15 protein-coding genes are annotated in these 17,066 nt (G+C 64.9%); 9 read left to right on the plus strand and 6 right to left on the minus strand.

The annotated features are described in order from the left end of the window. Window positions 1-91: 91 nt before the first annotated feature. Window positions 92-2,677: an ATP-dependent helicase gene (locus SO139_RS09165; RefSeq protein WP_449379276.1), complete on the minus strand. Its 2,586-nt coding sequence runs from the start codon at window positions 2,675-2,677 to the stop codon at window positions 92-94. 254 nt (window positions 2,678-2,931) lie between these two features. On the opposite strand from SO139_RS09165, the gene SO139_RS09170 reads away from it, so the two are divergent. Continuing rightward, complete coding sequence (locus SO139_RS09170; protein WP_449379275.1) at window positions 2,932-3,105, plus strand: DUF1328 domain-containing protein; 174 nt, start codon at window positions 2,932-2,934, stop codon at window positions 3,103-3,105. Between the two features lie 130 nt (window positions 3,106-3,235). Here the strand turns inward: SO139_RS09170 and SO139_RS09175 are convergent, their stop codons facing one another. Then, the gene (locus SO139_RS09175; protein WP_449379274.1) at window positions 3,236-3,742 is read right to left on the minus strand and encodes a thioesterase family protein; all 507 of its coding nucleotides are present in this window, start codon (window positions 3,740-3,742) and stop codon (window positions 3,236-3,238) included. A 198-nt stretch (window positions 3,743-3,940) separates the two neighbouring features. On the opposite strand from SO139_RS09175, the gene SO139_RS09180 reads away from it, so the two are divergent. Next, window positions 3,941-5,365 carry an FAD-binding oxidoreductase gene (locus SO139_RS09180; RefSeq protein WP_449379273.1) on the plus strand — a complete coding sequence of 475 codons (1,425 nt, stop codon included), beginning with the start codon at window positions 3,941-3,943 and terminating at the stop codon, window positions 5,363-5,365. 70 nt (window positions 5,366-5,435) lie between these two features. Here SO139_RS09180 and SO139_RS09185 read toward each other — a convergent pair whose 3' ends face one another. Beyond that, the gene (locus SO139_RS09185; RefSeq protein WP_449379272.1) at window positions 5,436-5,717 is read right to left on the minus strand and encodes a hypothetical protein; all 282 of its coding nucleotides are present in this window, start codon (window positions 5,715-5,717) and stop codon (window positions 5,436-5,438) included. A gap of 36 nt (window positions 5,718-5,753) precedes the next feature. Between SO139_RS09185 and SO139_RS09190 the strand changes: the two genes are divergently transcribed. Both SO139_RS09190 and SO139_RS09195 read left to right on the plus strand, forming a co-directional pair. After that, complete coding sequence (locus SO139_RS09190; protein WP_449379271.1) at window positions 5,754-6,800, plus strand: Spy/CpxP family protein refolding chaperone; 1,047 nt, start codon at window positions 5,754-5,756, stop codon at window positions 6,798-6,800. Window positions 6,801-6,897: 97 nt separating this feature from the next. Beyond that, complete coding sequence (locus tag SO139_RS09195; RefSeq protein ID WP_449379270.1) at window positions 6,898-7,299, plus strand: hypothetical protein; 402 nt, start codon at window positions 6,898-6,900, stop codon at window positions 7,297-7,299. A gap of 10 nt (window positions 7,300-7,309) precedes the next feature. On the opposite strand, the gene SO139_RS09200 is transcribed toward SO139_RS09195, so the two are convergent. The 3 genes from SO139_RS09200 to SO139_RS09210 form a co-directional block, all read right to left on the minus strand. Beyond that, window positions 7,310-8,989, minus strand: a complete 1,680-nt coding sequence (locus SO139_RS09200; protein WP_449379269.1) for a SulP family inorganic anion transporter — start codon at window positions 8,987-8,989, stop codon at window positions 7,310-7,312. 121 nt (window positions 8,990-9,110) lie between these two features. Further along, window positions 9,111-10,595: a caspase family protein gene (locus SO139_RS09205; protein WP_498539953.1), complete on the minus strand. Its 1,485-nt coding sequence runs from the start codon at window positions 10,593-10,595 to the stop codon at window positions 9,111-9,113. 146 nt (window positions 10,596-10,741) lie between these two features. Next, window positions 10,742-11,662, minus strand: a complete 921-nt coding sequence (locus tag SO139_RS09210; protein WP_449379267.1) for a LysR family transcriptional regulator — start codon at window positions 11,660-11,662, stop codon at window positions 10,742-10,744. A 96-nt stretch (window positions 11,663-11,758) separates the two neighbouring features. Here SO139_RS09210 and SO139_RS09215 point away from each other — a divergent pair, with 96 nt between their 5' ends. The 5 genes from SO139_RS09215 (at window position 11,759) to SO139_RS09235 (ending at window position 17,059) form a co-directional block, all read left to right on the plus strand. After that, entirely contained in the window at window positions 11,759-12,199 is a 441-nt protein-coding gene (locus SO139_RS09215) for a DoxX family protein (protein WP_449379266.1), read from the plus strand. Window positions 12,200-12,608: 409 nt separating this feature from the next. Beyond that, window positions 12,609-13,640: a TRAP transporter substrate-binding protein gene (locus SO139_RS09220; RefSeq protein WP_449379265.1), complete on the plus strand. Its 1,032-nt coding sequence runs from the start codon at window positions 12,609-12,611 to the stop codon at window positions 13,638-13,640. A 7-nt stretch (window positions 13,641-13,647) separates the two neighbouring features. Next, on the plus strand, window positions 13,648-15,507 hold the full coding sequence (locus SO139_RS09225) for a TRAP transporter large permease (RefSeq protein WP_449379264.1): 1,860 nt from the start codon (window positions 13,648-13,650) through the stop codon (window positions 15,505-15,507). A gap of 14 nt (window positions 15,508-15,521) precedes the next feature. Further along, window positions 15,522-16,499 carry a hydroxyacid dehydrogenase gene (locus tag SO139_RS09230; protein WP_449379263.1) on the plus strand — a complete coding sequence of 326 codons (978 nt, stop codon included), beginning with the start codon at window positions 15,522-15,524 and terminating at the stop codon, window positions 16,497-16,499. Window positions 16,500-16,771: 272 nt separating this feature from the next. After that, window positions 16,772-17,059: a hypothetical protein gene (locus SO139_RS09235; protein WP_449379262.1), complete on the plus strand. Its 288-nt coding sequence runs from the start codon at window positions 16,772-16,774 to the stop codon at window positions 17,057-17,059. Window positions 17,060-17,066: the final 7 nt, after the last annotated feature.

Raw genomic sequence — 17,066 nt, forward strand, 5'->3', positions numbered from 1 at the left:
GGCCGCATCTGATACGGGGAAGTTCGCCAGGGTCAAGGGGCGCGGAGCAAGGAAAGCTGGCGGCGTAACGCCGCCGCAACAGGGCGCGGTCTCATGCCCGCTGCACAAAACTGTCCACGACCTTCTTCTCGCCGGCCTTGTCGAAGGCGATGGTGAGCTTGTTGCCGTCGATCTTGGCGACGCGGCCGTAGCCGAATTTCTGGTGGAAGACGCGGTCGCCAATCGAGAATTCCGACGTCGTGCCGGTCGATTTTGCCACCAGCTCGCCCTCGATCGTCATCGGGCCGCGCCGGCGCGATGAAAAACTGCCGCCGAAATCGGGCGCGGAGGAAAACGGCGAGGGCTCTTCCTCGAGGCCGCCGCGTCCGCCGCCGTTGCGGCCGCCCTGGCCACGATTGCGATTCGCCTGGGCGCGCTGCCAGCCCGGCGTCGAATAGCTGGAGCCGAAGGCTTCCATGTCATCGAAGCGCGAGGCGCCGTAGCCGCCGGTGCCGCCCCAGGCCGAGCCGCCCTTGGATTCCGTGATCTCGACATTGGCCGCCGGCAATTCGTCGAGGAAGCGCGAGGGAATCGTGGTCGACCAGGTGCCATGGATCCGGCGGTTGGTCGCGAAATAAAGCTTTGCGCGACGCCGGGCGCGGGTCAGGCCGACATGGCCGAGCCGGCGCTCTTCCTCGAGACCGGCGCGGCCCTGTTCGTCCAGGGTACGCTGGCTCGGGAACAGGCCTTCCTCCCAGCCCGGCAGGAACACGTTGTCGAACTCGAGCCCCTTGGCCGAATGCAGCGTCATGAGCGATACCGCATCTTCCTCAGCGCCGCCGTCGCGATCCATCACCAGCGAGATGTGCTCGAGGAACCCTTGCAGGTTCTCAAACTCTTCCATCGAGCGCACCAGCTCCTTGAGGTTTTCGAGCCGGCCCGCGGCATCCGCGGAGCGGTCCTTCTGCCACATCTCGGTATAGCCGCTCTCGTCGAGCACGATCTGCGCGAGATCAGTATGCGTGGTCACCTCGCGCTGGGCGCGCCAGCGGTCGAATTGCGTGACGAGATCGCGCAAGGAGCCACGCGCCTTCGGCTTCAATTCGTCGGTCTCGACCACGGCGCGCGCCGCCTCGAACAACGGAATGCGGCGCTTGCGGGCATGATCGTGCAGCATCTGCACCGTGGCATCGCCAAGCCCGCGCTTGGGCGTGTTGACGATGCGCTCGAAGGCGAGATCGTCCGCCGGCGAGTTGATGACGCGCAGGTAGGCCAGCGCGTCGCGGATTTCGGCGCGCTCATAGAAGCGCGGGCCGCCGATCACGCGGTAGGGCAGGCCGAGCGTGACGAAACGATCTTCGAACTCGCGCATCTGGTAGGACGCGCGGACCAGGATCGCGATCTCGTTGAGCTTCTCGCCCTGGCGCTGGAGCTGCTCGATCTCCTCGCCGATGCCGCGGGCTTCCTCTTCCGAATCCCAGGCGCCGGTGACCGTGACCTTCTCGCCGTCCTCGTCCTCGGTGCGCAGCGTCTTGCCGAGCCGGCCTTCGTTGTGCGCGATCAGATGCGAGGCGGCGGCGAGGATGTGGCCGGTCGAGCGGTAATTGCGTTCGAGCCGGATGACCTTGGCGCCGGGAAAATCGTGCTCGAAGCGCAGGATGTTGTCGACCTCCGCGCCGCGCCAGCCATAGATCGACTGGTCGTCGTCGCCGACGCAGCAGATGTTTTTGACGTGAGTCGCAGGAGTAACCGTCGTTCCGGGGCGATGCGCAGCATCGAACCCGGAATCTCGATCCGTGGACTCATCAGGAGATTCCCCGACGTGCATTTGCATGTCGTGGTTCGCGTCTTCGACGCGCCCCGGAATGACGGCCCTGGTTGCTGAAGGCGCCGGCGACAACAATCGCAGCCACAGATACTGCGCGACGTTGGTGTCCTGATATTCGTCGACCAGGATGTACTTGAAGCGCTGCTGGTACTGCCGCAGGATATCCGGGTGCTCGCGGAAGATGCGGATGTTCTCCAGCAGCAGATCGCCGAAATCGGCGGCGTTCAAGATCTTCAGCCGCTCCTGGTAGCTCGCATAGAGCTTGCCGCCCTTGCCGTTGGCGAACATCGCGGCTTCGCCCGATGGCACCTGCGCCGGGCTAAGCCCGCGGTTCTTCCAGCCGTCGATCAGGCCGGCCAGCATGCGCGCGGGCCAGCGCTTGTCGTCGATGTTCTCGGCTTGCAGGAGCTGCTTCAACAGCCGGACCTGATCGTCGACATCGAGCACGGTGAAATTCGACTTGAGCTGTGCGAGCTCGGCGTGCGTCCGCAGGATCCGGCCGCCGATCGAGTGGAAGGTGCCGAGCCACGGCATGCCCTCGACCGCCTGTCCCAGCATCTGGCCGAGCCGGTGCTTCATCTCGCGCGCGGCCTTGTTGGTGAAGGTCACCGACAGGATCTCGCCGGGGCGCGCGCGGCCCTGGCTCAGGATATGGGCGATGCGCGTGGTGAGCACGCGCGTCTTGCCGGTGCCGGCGCCGGCGAGCACCAGCACGGGGCCGTCCAGCGTCTCCACCGCGTCGCGCTGCTCGGGATTGAGGCCGGCCAGATATTTCGGGCCCACCGAGGCACGGGCGCGCGCGGCAATGCCGCCGGCCGCGGGCTGGTGGTCGGGAACGCTGTGAGAGGTGATTTTGCTCGGCTCGGTCATGCGAATCAGTGGCCCCACGATGGCACCGCGGGGTGGCGGAAGGGAGCCTTCATAACAGGGATTAGCCCCTATATGGGGCGGCGGCGAGGGGTTTTCCACGTACGCAGAGGGCCGATTTGTTCCAGTCCGCTCAGCGAATTTCCGCCCCTGTCAGCCCGGAACCTTCGTTTCGAGGTCGAGATTGTCTTTGCAAACGAGGCGTGGCGCGAGGCCGTGCCGATCGGAAGACAAACATCGAGACGGAGGTTTTGACCATGCTTGGCTGGGTTGTGACGTTTCTGGTTATCGCACTGATCGCCGGTATCCTGGGCTTCGGCGGCATCGCCGGCGCTTCGATCGAAATCGCCAAGGTCATCTTCTTCATTGCGGTCGTGCTGTTCCTGGTCTCGGCCGTGGTCGGATTGGCCCGCGGCCGCACCAGGGTCTAGCGTGACAAGCCCCTCATGGTGAGGAGCGCGAAGCGCGTCTCGAACCATGAGGCCCGACTGTTGACCTGCATCCTTCGAGACGCCCGCTTCGCGGGCTCCTCAGGATGAGGAGTTACAGCATTCTAAGGCACTACCGCTTCGAGGGCATCGCGACGTTTCTCCCGATGCCCTCAGGCCGCGTTACTGCGCTGTGGTCCTTGACCACGGAGGCGATGTTTTCGCGAATGTCGGCCGGGAAGGGCGCCACTTTTCGCGAGGTCATGTCCATGTGCAGTGACATGTTTTCGGAAGTCGCCGACAGCCAGCCCTCGGTCGCGTGACGAAGCTCCTCGAAGGTGTGCAGCCGCTTGTCGTCGGCTTCGAGCAGCCACACCGAGATCTGCACGGGATCGCCGAGATGGATCTCGCGCAGATAGCGCACATGGCACTCGGCGGTGAAGGTCGAGCCGTGACGTTCCTTCATATAGGTCGGCCCGATCCCGAGCTTCAGCCAGAGCTGGTCGATCGCCCTGTCGAACATCACGTTGTAATAGGCCATGTTGAGATGGCCGTTATAGTCGATCCATTTCGGCTCGATCTGCATGATCGAGGAACGGAACGGCTCGGCGTTCGGCTCGTGGGCGGCTGCCTCGGTCATCTTTCCTTCCTGCCAATTTCTTCCCGACATGCGTCCGGTCGCTTGACTTGACCGGTCATATGTCCTTTGCCACGGTCCTTAGATCATGATCCGCAAAAGTGTGCAGCGGTTTTCCGAAAGGATCATGCTCAAACAACAAGCTAAAGCGCGATGACGATTCATCCTGATTTCATCGCGCTTGAGTCGGGAGGAATGTCCGTGGGTATGACCATCACCAATAATCCGCCGCGGCCCGAGCCGAAAGCCCTGGCGAGTGCGCTCGAAGCGCTCGCCGCGCGCTTCGGCAACCGCTTCATCACCTCGCAGGCCGTGCGCGAGCAGCACGGTCACACCACGACCTGGCTCGCCAACCAGCCGCCGGATGGCGTGGTGATGGCGCAGGAGACCAAAGACATCCAGGACGTGGTGCGGATCTGCGCTGGAAACGGCGTGCCCGTGATCGCGTTCGGCACCGGCACCTCGCTCGAGGGCCAGGTGAATGCGCCGGCCGGCGGCATCTGCATCGACCTGCGCGACATGAACAAGGTGCTCGCGGTGCATGCCGAGGACCTCGATTGCGTGATTGAGCCCGGCGTGACGCGCAAGGCGCTCAACGAGCATCTGCGCGACCAGGGCCTGTTCTTTCCGATTGATCCCGGCGCGGATGCGTCGCTCGGCGGCATGGCCTCGACGCGCGCCTCAGGCACCAATGCGGTACGCTACGGCACCATACGCGAGAGCGTGCTGGCGCTGAAGGTCGTGCGCGGCGATGGCGAAATCATCACGACCGGCACGCGCGCGAAGAAGTCGTCGGCCGGTTACGATCTGACGCATCTCTTCGTCGGCGCCGAAGGTACGCTCGGCATCATCTCGGAGCTCACCATCCGCCTGCGCGGCATCCCCGAGATGATCGCGGCCGGCGCGGTCTCGTTTGAAACGGTGCATGGCGCCTGCCAGGCGGTGATCCTCGCGATCCAGACCGGCATTCCCGTGGCGCGCATCGAGCTGCTCAACGCCGCGCAGGTGAAGGCTTGCAACGCCTATTCGAAATTGACGCTGCCGGAGACGCCGCTACTACTGGTCGAATTCCACGGCAGCGAGATCGAGGTCGCCGAGCAGTCCAAGGCGTTCGGCGAGATCGCCAGGGATTGCGGCGGCGGTGATTTCTCCTGGACCACCAAACCCGAGGATCGCACAAAACTGTGGCAGGCGCGGCACGACGCCTACTGGTCCGTCAAGGCGCTGCGGCCCGGCGACAGCATCGGGGTGGTCGCAACCGACGTCTGCGTGCCGATCTCGCGGCTTGCGGATTGCGTCAGCGAGACCGAGGAAGATCTCAAGCGTCTCAACCTGTTGTCGCCGATCGTCGGCCATGTCGGCGACGGCAATTTCCATTGCTCGCTGGTATGCGACACCAACGACGCAGACGAGATGGCGCGCGGCGAGGAGTTCATGCATCGCCTTGTCGAGCGCGCGCAGGCGATGGACGGCACCTGCACTGGCGAGCACGGCATCGGCCAGGGCAAGCAGAAATACCTCAAGGCCGAGCTCGGTCCCGAGGCGCTGGATGCGATGCGGGCGCTGAAGAAGGCGCTCGACCCGCAGAACATCTTCAATCCGGGCAAGATCGTGCCGGCGGCGTAGCGCCGCGGGCTCCACCTGCGGGAACTTTTGGCAAGTCGGCCGGTTCCAATTCCCGACACGTTCCGATGCCTCAATGGCGCGGCACCTTCGGGAGGATGCGATGTTGCGACCGGTCATTGGAATTGCCGCAATGGTGCTTGCCTGCATGCTGGCGGGCGCGGCGCTGGCGAAGGGCGGACATGGCGGCGGTGGCCATGGTGGCGGACATGGCGGCGGGCACGGTGGTGGACATCGCGGCGGCGGGCATGGCGGTGGTCATCATGGTGGCGGCCATTTCGGCGGTCATGGTTTCGGTCACGCGCATTTCGGCGGGCATCACGGCGGGATGCGGTTTGCAACCGGTGCCCGACATGGCCGCTCGAGCTTTGGTCAGATCCGCAATGCGGCAGTGCGCCCTGCAAACTTCCGCAACGCGCTGAACGTCCACTCCAGTGCCTTCCGCAACGGTCGGCTGATCAGCAATCCGGCGGCGCGGGCCCAGATCGCAGCCGCGGCTGCGCTCGCCGGCTGGCACGGCGCAAGCAGCGGATGGTGGCAGCATCCCGGCGGCTTCTATGGCTGGGTGGGACCGTTGTTCTGGCCGTTCGCCTATAACGATCTCTACGACTACACCATTTGGGGCGATGGTCTCGGCTTCTGGGGCTACGGCTATCCCGACATCTATGCCGGCATCTTCGGCCCATACGGCTATGATGGCCTCGCAACCTATCTGCCGCAACGCTCGTATGGACGACGGCAGCCGCGCGGCGTTGGCCTCGATCAACTCTGCGGCAGCGATCGCCGCGAGATCGTCGGTCTGCCGATCGACCAGATCGCGGATGCGGTGCAGCCGACTGACGCACAAGGCGCCGATCTCGATGCTCTCGGCAATGCCTCGATCCAGGCCGCCGAGTTGATCCGCGCATCCTGTCCAACGCAGGTCGCGGCGACGGCGCCCGGCCGGCTCGCGGCCATGCAGCAGCGCGTCGAGGCGATGACGAAGGCCGTCGATCTCGTCCAGCCCACGCTCGACAAATTCTACGGTGCGCTCACCGACGAGCAGAAGGCGCGCTTCAATGCGCTGGCCGAAGACCAGCGCCGCGCAGCGGCTTCAAGCAACGCCAATGCATCGCTCGTGCAGAATTGCGGTACGCCTGTTGGGCTCGATTGGCCAGGCGCAGAAATCGAAGCGAGGCTTCACCCCGACGACACCCAGCGCGGCGCGTTGCAAGTGCTCCAGGATACCAGCGCCAAGGTCAGCGCATCGCTCAAGGCGGCCTGCCAGCCCAGCGACGTGATGACGCCGCCGGCGCGCATGGCTGCGATCCGCAAGCGGCTCGATGTGATGCTCGACGGCGTCAAGTCGGTGCGATCAGCGCTTGAGGATTTCTATGCGACGCTCAATGACGAGCAGAAGGCGCAATTCGAGGCGATCGGTCCGCGTCGGACGTCCTGAGCGCGTCGCAAGCCAAAGGCGTGGCGGGAAAAACCGTCTCGCCGAGCGCGGTCGAGTTCAATATGCTGGGGGGTGTCTGAAGGCCACGGGTAGAGCGATGAAGTGGTTAGCGCGACAAAAGCCCGGAGACATCTGGGACGAGCCGGTTTCGGGCCCGATCGGCGACATTGAGGCCGCCGACCGGATCCGGAATATTTGCCAGTCCGCGACTGCGAGCGCCGAGCTGATCGGCGACTTTGCCGCGCGCCCCGACAATCGTGAAAAATCGGTGCAGAAACAGAGGAAGCACGAGAGCGAACGCTATCAGCGTGCCGCAAGAGCCGCGATGGGAATCGCAATGAAGATGTCTGACGATCTCATGCGCGACGACGCCGTTCGGCGGATCGTGGAGCTCTGCATGAAGGCCAACGATGTCGAGACGGCTCAGATATTGAACCGCGCCGTGCAGACCGCCTGGGTCAGGGAAGCGATCCGCCGGGATTATCCGGCGCTGGGCTAGCGTGCCGAATTCATTGCTTTGCCAGCGCGTGGATGGCTTCGTCGACGCTGTGGAAGACATGCTGCCGTGGCAGGATGTCGAACAGCGCAAAACGCTCGAACGCGTTCTGCGCCCGCACCGATTCCAGCCGCGCCACTGCGACGCTGACGCCCTGTTCGCTGCACGCCCTGAAGATCTCCAGCAGAGCCTGCGCCGCGGTGAAGTCGATCTCGACCATGCCGCTTGCCTCCAGCACCAGGAGTTTTGGCGTCGAGGTCTTCAGCAGGTCCGCAACGTCGTTGCGGAAACCGGGCGCATTGAGGAACGACAGTGGCGCCTGCAATCCGATCACGGCGACGTCGGGAAGGCGTTCGCCCGGGATATGCGGGTGGGTCGGCCACCAGATCGTGGTGCCCGGCACGCGATCGAACTCGACGAGTTTGGCGCGCGTCGTGCTCCAGATGCCGTGCAGCAGCGAGAGCACGATGCCGAGGAACGCACCCTGCTGGATCGGCAGCACGATGATCAGCGCTGCGGTCGCAAGGATCAGCAGGAACTCGCTGAAGGACTGGCGATAGATGGTCGCGATCTGCTTCACGCGAATGATCCGCAGCGCCACGAACAGCAGGATGCCGCCGAGCGCTGCATCCGGCACGTGCTGCAACAGGCCGGTCCCGAACGCGAGCAGCGCCAGCACGATCAGCGCCGCGGCAAGCCCCGACAGTTGCGACCGCCCGCCGGTCTCGACCACGATGCCCGTGCGCGGCGGGCTGGCATTGACCGGAAACGCGCCGAACACGCCCGCAAGAAGGCTGCCGGCGCCGGCGCCGAGGAAATCGCGGTCGACGTCGGCGGGCTTGTCGGGATCGGAGGGAAACGATCGCGTCGTCGCTGCGGTTTGGACCATCACGACGACGGTGACCACGAAGGCCAGCGGAACGAGGCGCACCCACGCCTCGGGGGCAAGCTCCGGCAAGGTCGGCATCGGCAACGTGCCCGGGACTGTGCCGACCACCTTCACGCCTTTGGCTTCGAGCCCGGCCCCGATCACCGCGAGCGTTGCGCCGACGAGTCCGATCAGCGCTCCGGGAATCTTGGGGCTGATCGCCTCGGCGAGGAAGACGACGGCGAGCACGCCGAAGCCGATAAAGATCGTGTAGGGATTGGACCGGCCGAGCTCGCGCGCCAGCGTGCCGATGCGGTCGAGCGTCGGTCCGCCTGGCGCCTCCACGCCGAGCACGCCCGGCAGTTGCGAGACGATGATGTGGACGGAGATGCCGGCGAGGAAGCCCACCATCACCGGCACCGACAACAGATTGGCGATGCCGCCAAGCCGGAAGATACCGCTCGCGACCAGCATCGCGCCGACCATCAGCGCGAGCGCGATCGCAAGCGATTGATATTCCGGCGAGCCGGTCGCGGCGGCCGCGGCAAGGCCGCCGGCGAAGATCGGCGTGATCGTGGAATCGGCGCCGCAGGACAGGAAGCGGTTGCTGCCGAGCAGCGCAAAGCCGAGCGAGCCCGCCATGAAGGCGAAGAAGCCGATCTGCGGCGCGAAGCCGCCGAGCCGCGACGTTGCCATCTGCTCGGGGATGGCGATCGCCGCCAGCGTCAGGCCCGCCATCAGGTCTCCAGGGAGCAGGCCGACCTGGTAGGACGAGAGCGAGCGGAACAACGGCCAGGATGGCTTGGCGTCAGCGTCATGCGGCATCGATACGAATCCCCGGCGACAATGCGGGGAACAGACTAACAGGAATCTGGCGATGTCAGGCGCCCATGAAGATGCCCGCAGACGCTGTATGCATCTGCGGGCGCCTTTTCGATCTCGAGCTCTAATACCTGCGATAATCGCCGTGGTTCATCTCGCCGCCGCGGCCGCCGCCCATGCCCATGCCGAGGCCAATTCCGACGCCGATGCCGATGCCTTCCATGATGGCGCCGGGCGGTGGACCGCGGTCCGGCGGCGGCGGACGGCGATCGACCACGACCTCGTCCGGCGGCGGCTTGCGCTTGGGGGTGTCGACGACCTTCCTCTTCGGCGGCGCGTCGTCGACGCGTTTCTTGATGATCGGCGCGACGATCGGGTTGATCGGCGTCGCCGGTGTCGACGGCGTCGAGCACGGGCAGGTCGGCGCCATCGCGACGGCGACCGGTACTGCGACGGCCGCAGCCGTCGGCCCGTAGTTGCGGTTCTGCACGCGCAGCAGCAGCCTGCGCGCGGTTGCCGCGAGGTCGCTGCTGCTCCAGTTCGTGAGATACGTCTCGTACGAGGCGCGGGTGTTGATCGCGACCGCCAGCTCCCAGGCCAGCATCTGGCGCCGTCGCTCCAGGATCGTGCGCAGGCGCGGAGTGGCAGGTGCCTGCGCGAACAGCTCGACATAGGCTTGGTACGCGGCGACGGTGTCGTCGGCGATCACGAGATCATAGGCGACCTTGGGCTCCTTGCCCCGCAACTCCTGACGCCAGTCCTCGACGGTGCGGCTCGCGCTGGCCAGTGTCGGCGAACCCGCACCGGGAACGGAAGGCGGCTGACCGCTGCCGTCGCCGAAGAACTTGAAGTCGGCCGTCAGCGACGAGCTTTCCCACGGGATCTGCCGGCCGTCCGTCGACTGGGCGACGGCGACGCGGATGCGCTTGAAGACTTCCTCGATCGGCAGGTTCGGCTGCTTGGTGATCGTCAGCGTCGCCGTGGTGTAGGGACTGTCGACGCCGGAGCCGTCCTCGGCTTCCGCGCCGGGTGAGGTCGAGTAGGAAATGAAGGTGCCTGGCGCGCCGGCCTTGGTGTCGACGATCGCAAGCCCGTGGCCGGCGCCGCTAAGTGCCGGGAAGGGATTGTTGCGACAGGCATCGAGCATGAAGATGCGCGCGCGCGTCGGCAGTGCGCCCAGTGTGTTGAGCAGGTCGTTCAGCCGCACGCCCTGCAAGGGAATGTCGGCCTCGCGCTTCGGATCGAGATCGACCGGCACCAGATAGTTCTCGCCGTCGATCTGCAGGCCGTGGCCGGCATAGAACACCAGCGCGACCGTTTCGGCGCCGCTGGCGCTGACCTTGCCGGCGAAATCGCTGATCGTCTGGCGCATCTCGTTCTGCGCCAGATTGGGCGCGGTGGTGACGTCGAACCCGGCGCTGCCGAGCAGCTCCGTCATGCCCTTGGCGTCGTTGGCGGCGTTGGGCAGTTCGGGCACTGCGCGATAGGCGGACTGACCGATCACGAGCGCGAGCCGCGTTTCGGCGGAGGCGTACGTCAGTGTGATGAGCTGGAAAAGAACGAGAAGGCTGGACGCAAGAAACAAATGGCAAAGGGCGGGACGGCGCATGAAGTCACCTCCATCGGCAATGCGCGCGAGGGTGACAGCTTGTCTAGCCGCGTACCAAGACTGAGTCTGTGCGCTAGCTCACTCTGGGATGTGCGGCAAATTGGGCAGTTCTCTTGCCCAGGGGCGCCCCTCACGTGGTGGCGTCGTCAGAACAGGCCACGATCCCAGGGCGGCTCCGGCGAAAAGCGCGCCGCCAGGAAATCGATGAAGGCGCGGACCTTCGCCGGCGGCCGCCGATCGGGCAGATAGACCGCATGCACCGCCGACGACTGGACCTCCGGCTGGTCGAGCGGCAGCGCCACCAGGGTTCCGGCGCGCAAATCATCGGCGACGATGAAGGTCGGCTGCCGCGCCAGGCCCAGGCCGGCGAGGCTCGCGGCGCGCAGCGCATCGCCATTGTTGGCGCGGAGGTTGCCGCTCACCTGGACGCGGATCTCGCCATCCGCGCCGAACAGCCACTCGGCGGCGCTCGCCTGCTGCGACAGCGTGTAGCCAAGGCAGTTATGGGCAGCGAGGTCGGCGACGGTACGCGGCGTGCCATGTTTGGCGAGGTAAGACGGCGCGGCGCACACGACGAGACGGTTCGGTGCCAAGCGCCGCGCCACCATGCTGGAGTCGCGTAGGCGCCCGATGCGGATCGCGAGGTCCCAGCCTTCCTCGGCGAGATCGACCAGCCGGTCGTTGAGCCCGAGCTCTGCCGTGACCTTGGGATAGCGCTCGGCAAAATCACCGAGCAGCGGCGCGATCTGCCGTGTGCCGAACACCACCGGCACGTTGACGCGGAGCAGGCCGCGCGGCTCGACCCGTTCGGCGGTGACCGCGGCGTCGGCAGTCTCCATGTCGGCCAGGATACGCTCGGAGGATTCGAGATAGCTGCGTCCGGCCTCGGTGATCGACAGTCGCCGCGTGGTGCGATGGAACAGCTTGATGCCGAGGCGGGCTTCAAGCGACGCAACGTGCTTGGTGACCATGGTCTGCGACAGGCCCATCGCGCGCGCGGCGCCGGTGAGGCTGCCGACCGCCGCCACCTTCGCGAAGACTTCCAGGCTGGTCAGGCGGTCAAGCAATGATCTCACTCTCTGGGTGTGAACTATTGTTCCAAAATAGCAGATTATCACCAAATTGAGAATAGATCATAAGGCGGGCCATCAAAGGAGACTGCTATGATCGATTCCCGTACCGCGCCCTATGCGGCGCTGGTGTTGCGCGTGACACTGGGGGCGCTGTTTCTCGCCCATGCCAGCTTGAAGTTTTTCGTCTTTACCCCGGCCGGGACAGCAAAGTTCTTCGGCAGCCTCGGCTTTCCGCCGGAACTCGCCTATCTCGTGATGACGGTTGAGGTGCTGAGCGGCATCGCCCTGATTCTCGGCGTCTGGACCCGCTACGCCGCGCTCGCCGGCATTCCGATCCTGCTCGGCGCCATCTTCACCGTTCACGGCGCCGCCGGCTTCTTCTTCACCAATCCGAAGGGCGGCTGGGAATTCCCGGCCTTCTGGGCCATCGCGCTGTTTGCGCAGGCGCTGCTCGGCGACGGCGCCTATGCGCTTCGCCCCTCGCGCCAGGACGCCGCGCTCGGCGAGTTGAGCGGCGCGCATTCGCGCTGACGCCGTTCGCCAGGACCTATTGCCAGGACTGATTGCCAGGACTGATTGCAAGTACTGATTGAGCGACAAAGGCTGCGGGATGACATCCCGCAGCCTTTTTCGCGTTTCGTTGCGCGAGCAGCGAGAGCCCGATCGCAACCAATATGACTTCTGCATCGATCCATACCCGAATTGGATCGATCGATTATGGGCCTGGCTGAACGCCGTACCGTTCATCGCGCGGCCCGCTGGAAACGGCTGCAAACATAGGCCAATCGCGCGTCGTTCTACCGACGTGCTCACGATTGCCGCGACCCCCGCCGATGGTCCGCTACCCTTGCCTGCTTTGTCGCTTTGGTCCTACAGTCCGACAGACGGCTGCGGCAACGACCGTGGCACGAATAAAAAAGACTTGGGGAGAGAGAGCACCATGACAATTGTGCCAGTGAGCCGTCGCGCGTTCATCAAGTCCTCGACGGCGATAACCGCCGGCCTCGTCTTCTCTCCCGCCATCATCGGCCGAGCCGAAGCCGCGACATTGAAGCTGAAATGCTCCTCGTCGCTGCCCAACGATCCCAAATTTGCCAACGGCCGTGTCTATTACGACAATCTGGTCAAGCAACTGAAGGCCAACGGCCTCGGTGAGCAGGTCGAGGTCGCCTTCTTCCCTGACAACCAGCTGGGCCAGGAAATCGACGTCATCAATTCGGTGAAGCTCGGCGTCATCGACCTGATGGTGTCAGGCTCGTCGATCTCGGCCAATCTGGTGCCGCTCGTCGGCACCTTCGACCTCGGCTATCTCTTTGCGAGCTTCCCGCAGCAGACCAAGGCGTTCGATGCCGGCGCCGCCAAGCCGATCGAGGATGCGCTGCTCAAGGGCGCCAACATCCGCATCATCGCCTGGGCGTATAATTTCGGCTCGCGCAGCGTGCTCGCGAAGAAGCCGGTGAAGACGCCCGAGGATCTCGCGGGCCTGAAGATCAGGACACTGCCCAATCCCGTCATCACGGAATGCCTGCGATTGATGGGCGCAGCGGCGACGCCGCTGGCGTTTGGCGAAATCTACACGGCGCTACAGGCCGGCGTGCTCGACGGGCTCGAGCACGACCCACCGACCATCCTCGCCAGCAAGTTCTTCGAAACGGCAAAGTTTTATGCGTTGACGCAGCACAACTTCTCGCCGCTCGCGATCTACTTCAGTGACATGACCTACAACCGCATGGATCCGAAGCTGCGCGACGGCTTTCTCGATGCTGCGAAGAAGGCCGCGGCCGACACGCGTACGCACGGGCTTGCGGTCGAGAAGGAGGCGCTGGCGGCGCTGACCGAGAAGGGCGTGACGGTGGCCGAATGCGACCGCGAAGCGTTCAGGAAGCGCGTCATGCCGCAGACCGATAACTTCATCAAGGCGCGGCCTGAATCCAAGCCTGTCATCGACATGATCCGCGCGACCCAGGCCTGAGATGACGATGACCGCCGCCGCGTCCCTCTCAGGCGGCCGCCGCGGGAGCATCGCCCTTTTGCTGCGCGTGAGCGACGGGGTCGCGGCCATCCTGCTGGCCGCTGACCTCGTGGTGGTCTGCATCTCGGTGCTGCTGCGCTTCCTCTTCAATGCGCCGGTCGAATGGTCCGACGACGTCGCGCGCGGTCTGATGGTCGGATCGGCCTTCTTCGGCGCGGCGAGCGCGCTCGCGCGCGGTGAGAATGTCGGCGTGTCCTTTTTCCGCGACATGCTGGCTCCGCGGCTTCGGGCGCTGGTCGATGCCGCGAGTGCGCTGCTGATCGTGCTGATCTCGGCCTATGTCGCCTACAATGCGATCAAGCTGGGGACGCTGACCACGGGCCAGACCACGGGATCCGGGCTGCCGCTCGAGCTGACGTTCTATCCGATGGGCGTCGGCGCGCTTTTCATGACCGTGTTCGCGATCGACCAGCTTTGCGCAAGGCCGCTTTCCGAGATCGCCAAGGGTCTCTTTGCGATCGTCATCGTCACCGGCCTCTATCTCGCCTGGGACGCGCTGCTGCCCGCGTCGGTGCCGTCGTCGGGCACGCTGATGCTGATCGGCTTCTTCGTCACGCTGTTCGGCGGCCTGCCGATCGGCTTTGCGCTGGCACTGGCGGCGTTGCTCTTCATCTGGGTGGAGGGCGCGCTGCCCGGCGTCATCTTCGCCCAGCAGATGGCGCGCGGCATCGACAATTTCGTGCTGCTCGCGATCCCCTTCTTCATCCTGGTCGGCTACCTCATGGAAGCCAACGGCATGTCGGTACGCCTGATCGAGCTGTTGCAGCGCGCGGTCGGCCGCATGCGCGGCGGCCTCAACGTCGTGATGGTCACCTCGATGGTGCTGTTCTCCGGCATTTCCGGGTCGAAGATGGCCGATGTCGCCGCGGTCGGCTCGGTGCTGATCCCGGCGGCGCGCCGCTCGCGGCAGAATCCGGGCAGCGCAGTGGCACTGCTCGCGGCCTCCGCCGTGATGGCCGAAACCATTCCGCCCTGCATCAACCTGATCATCCTCGGCTTCGTCGCGAACCTCTCGATCGGCGGCCTGTTCATGGCGGGCCTGCTGCCGGCGGCCCTCATGGCGCTGGTGCTGATCGCCGTGTCCATCATTTTCGGCAAGCCGGCGGCGTCGACTGAGGCCGAGGATCTCGAGCCGCAGATTCCCGTCTCTGGCCTCTGGAGCGGTGCGATCGCATCCTTCGGCCTGATCTTCATGATCTTCACCGGTTTCAAGACCGGCTTTGCCACCGCAACCGAGATCTCCGCCTTCGCCGCGGTGTATGCCGTCCTGGTCGGCAGCCTCGTGTTCCGCGAGCTCACGCTGAAAGCCGCCGCGCACAGTTTCGTGCAGGCGGCGACACGCGCCGGGCTCGTGCTCTTCATCGTCGCTGCCGCTCAGTCGCTCGCCTTCACGCTGACCTTGCAGCAGGTCCCGCACGCGGTCGGCGATTTCATGCTGGGCCTGTCCAAGACCTCCGGCGTCTGGCTGTTCATGCTGCTCGCGATCCTCGTCCTGATCGTGATGGGCTCGGTGCTGGAGGGCGCGGCCGCGCTGATCATCTTCGGGCCGCTGCTCTTGCCGGTCGCGGTCCAGCTCGGCATCGATCCCCTGCATTTCGGCGTCGTGCTGGTGATCGCGATGGGCATCGGCCTGTTCGCGCCGCCGCTCGGGCTCGGTCTTTACGGTGCCTGCCTGATCGGCAATGTGCCGATCGAGCGGACGGTGAAGCCGATCATGGGGTATCTCGGGCTGTTGATGCTCTGCCTGCTCGTGATCGCCTTCGTGCCGTCGATCTCGACCGCGTTGCCGCGCGCATTCGGCTATTAGAGGGAGTTTTCGCAGTGAAGGTTCTGCTGGCTCATACGCCGGAGATGCGCAGGAATTACTACGGCGAGCGCAGCCTGAAAGGCTTGCTGGCGCTCGCCGAGGTGATCATGCACGAGGGCGAGCAGCCGCTCGATGCCGTCGGTCTCGTCCGCGCCGCGGCAGAAGCGGATATCATCGTCGCCGACCGCATGACCGAGGGGCGCGGCGAGATCTTTGCGCAATTGCCGCGCCTCTCCGCCTTCGTCCGCTGCGCCGTCGACATCCGCAATGTCAATGTCGAGGCCGCTTCTGAAGTTGGCGTGCTGGTGACGCGCGCCGGTCCCGGCTTCGTGCAGGCGGTGGCCGAGCTCGCGCTCGGCTTCATGGTTGATCTTTCCCGCGGCGTGTCGCGAACCACGGCGGACTACCAGGCGGGCCGCAAGCCCGAAGCGCGGATGGGGCGTCAGCTCGCCGGCAGCAAGCTCGGCATCATCGGCTTTGGCAGCATCGGGCGCTATCTTGCCGAGGTCGCAAAAGTGCTGCGCATGGAGGTGCTGGTCGCCGATCCCTTCGTGGCGATCGACGATAGCGCGATCAGGCATGTCCTGCTCGACGAACTCCTGGCGGCATCGGATTATGTCGTCTGCCTCGCCATCGCCAACGAACAGACGGAGAATCTGATCGGCGCGGCGGCGTTGGCGCGCATGCAGCAGCACGCCGTCTTCATCAATCTCTCACGGGGCAACCTCGTCGACGAGGCGGCGCTTGCGGCCGCGCTGCGCGAGAGGCGAATCGCCGGCGCCGCGATGGATGTCGGCCGCGCTCCGGACCAGATGCCGACGCCGGAGCTGGCACGGCTTCCCAACGTCATCGCCACACCGCATGTCGGCGGCCTGACGCCGCAGGCGATCGAATATCAGTCGCTGGAAACCGTGCGTCAGGTGGAGGCGATCATCAAGGGCAAGATCCCGCCGGGCGCCGTCAATGCCGAACGCTGGACGCGCCGTCCGTGAAGAGCACTTGAGTCCTGGCGTGTGCTCATAAAGAGGCGGACGCCAACTTCCTGGCGGCCAAGCGCAAATCCTTACGATCAGTCATGGCTTTTGCGCTCATGCCCTGTATTGGGCGCGACCGGCGCCGTGATCATTTCTGCAATTGAACCAACATCAAATCCGGCCACACCAAGACCAAGTAGCGCTCGTGGACGCACCTGGCTTTAACCCTGCCGATTGACGCGCAACACGGCCTGGTCATCAAACCGGTTACTTGATGAGCGGATGTTTGAATGCAGTTCTTTCTTTATGAAATCGTCGCACGCATCGTCGCAATCTATCTTTGCGTCGATTGCTTCCGCACCGTGCGATCTGGCCTTCTCGAGAGAAAGATCACGGCTTACCCGCATAGTACTGGTATTCTGGACTGGATTGTCGACAGTCTTGCAGGATTGTCGAAGCAGGTTGTTCATAGAGACACCGCTCCGGTTCGGTATTGGCTCGAAATGGGTCTGCAGACAGTCAGCCTGGTTGGATGCTCCGTCGTTGCGATATTCGGCTGGTTTCACCCAAACACCTGAGCATCCG

The sequence above is a fragment of the Bradyrhizobium sp. UFLA05-89 genome (genome assembly GCF_059803475.1).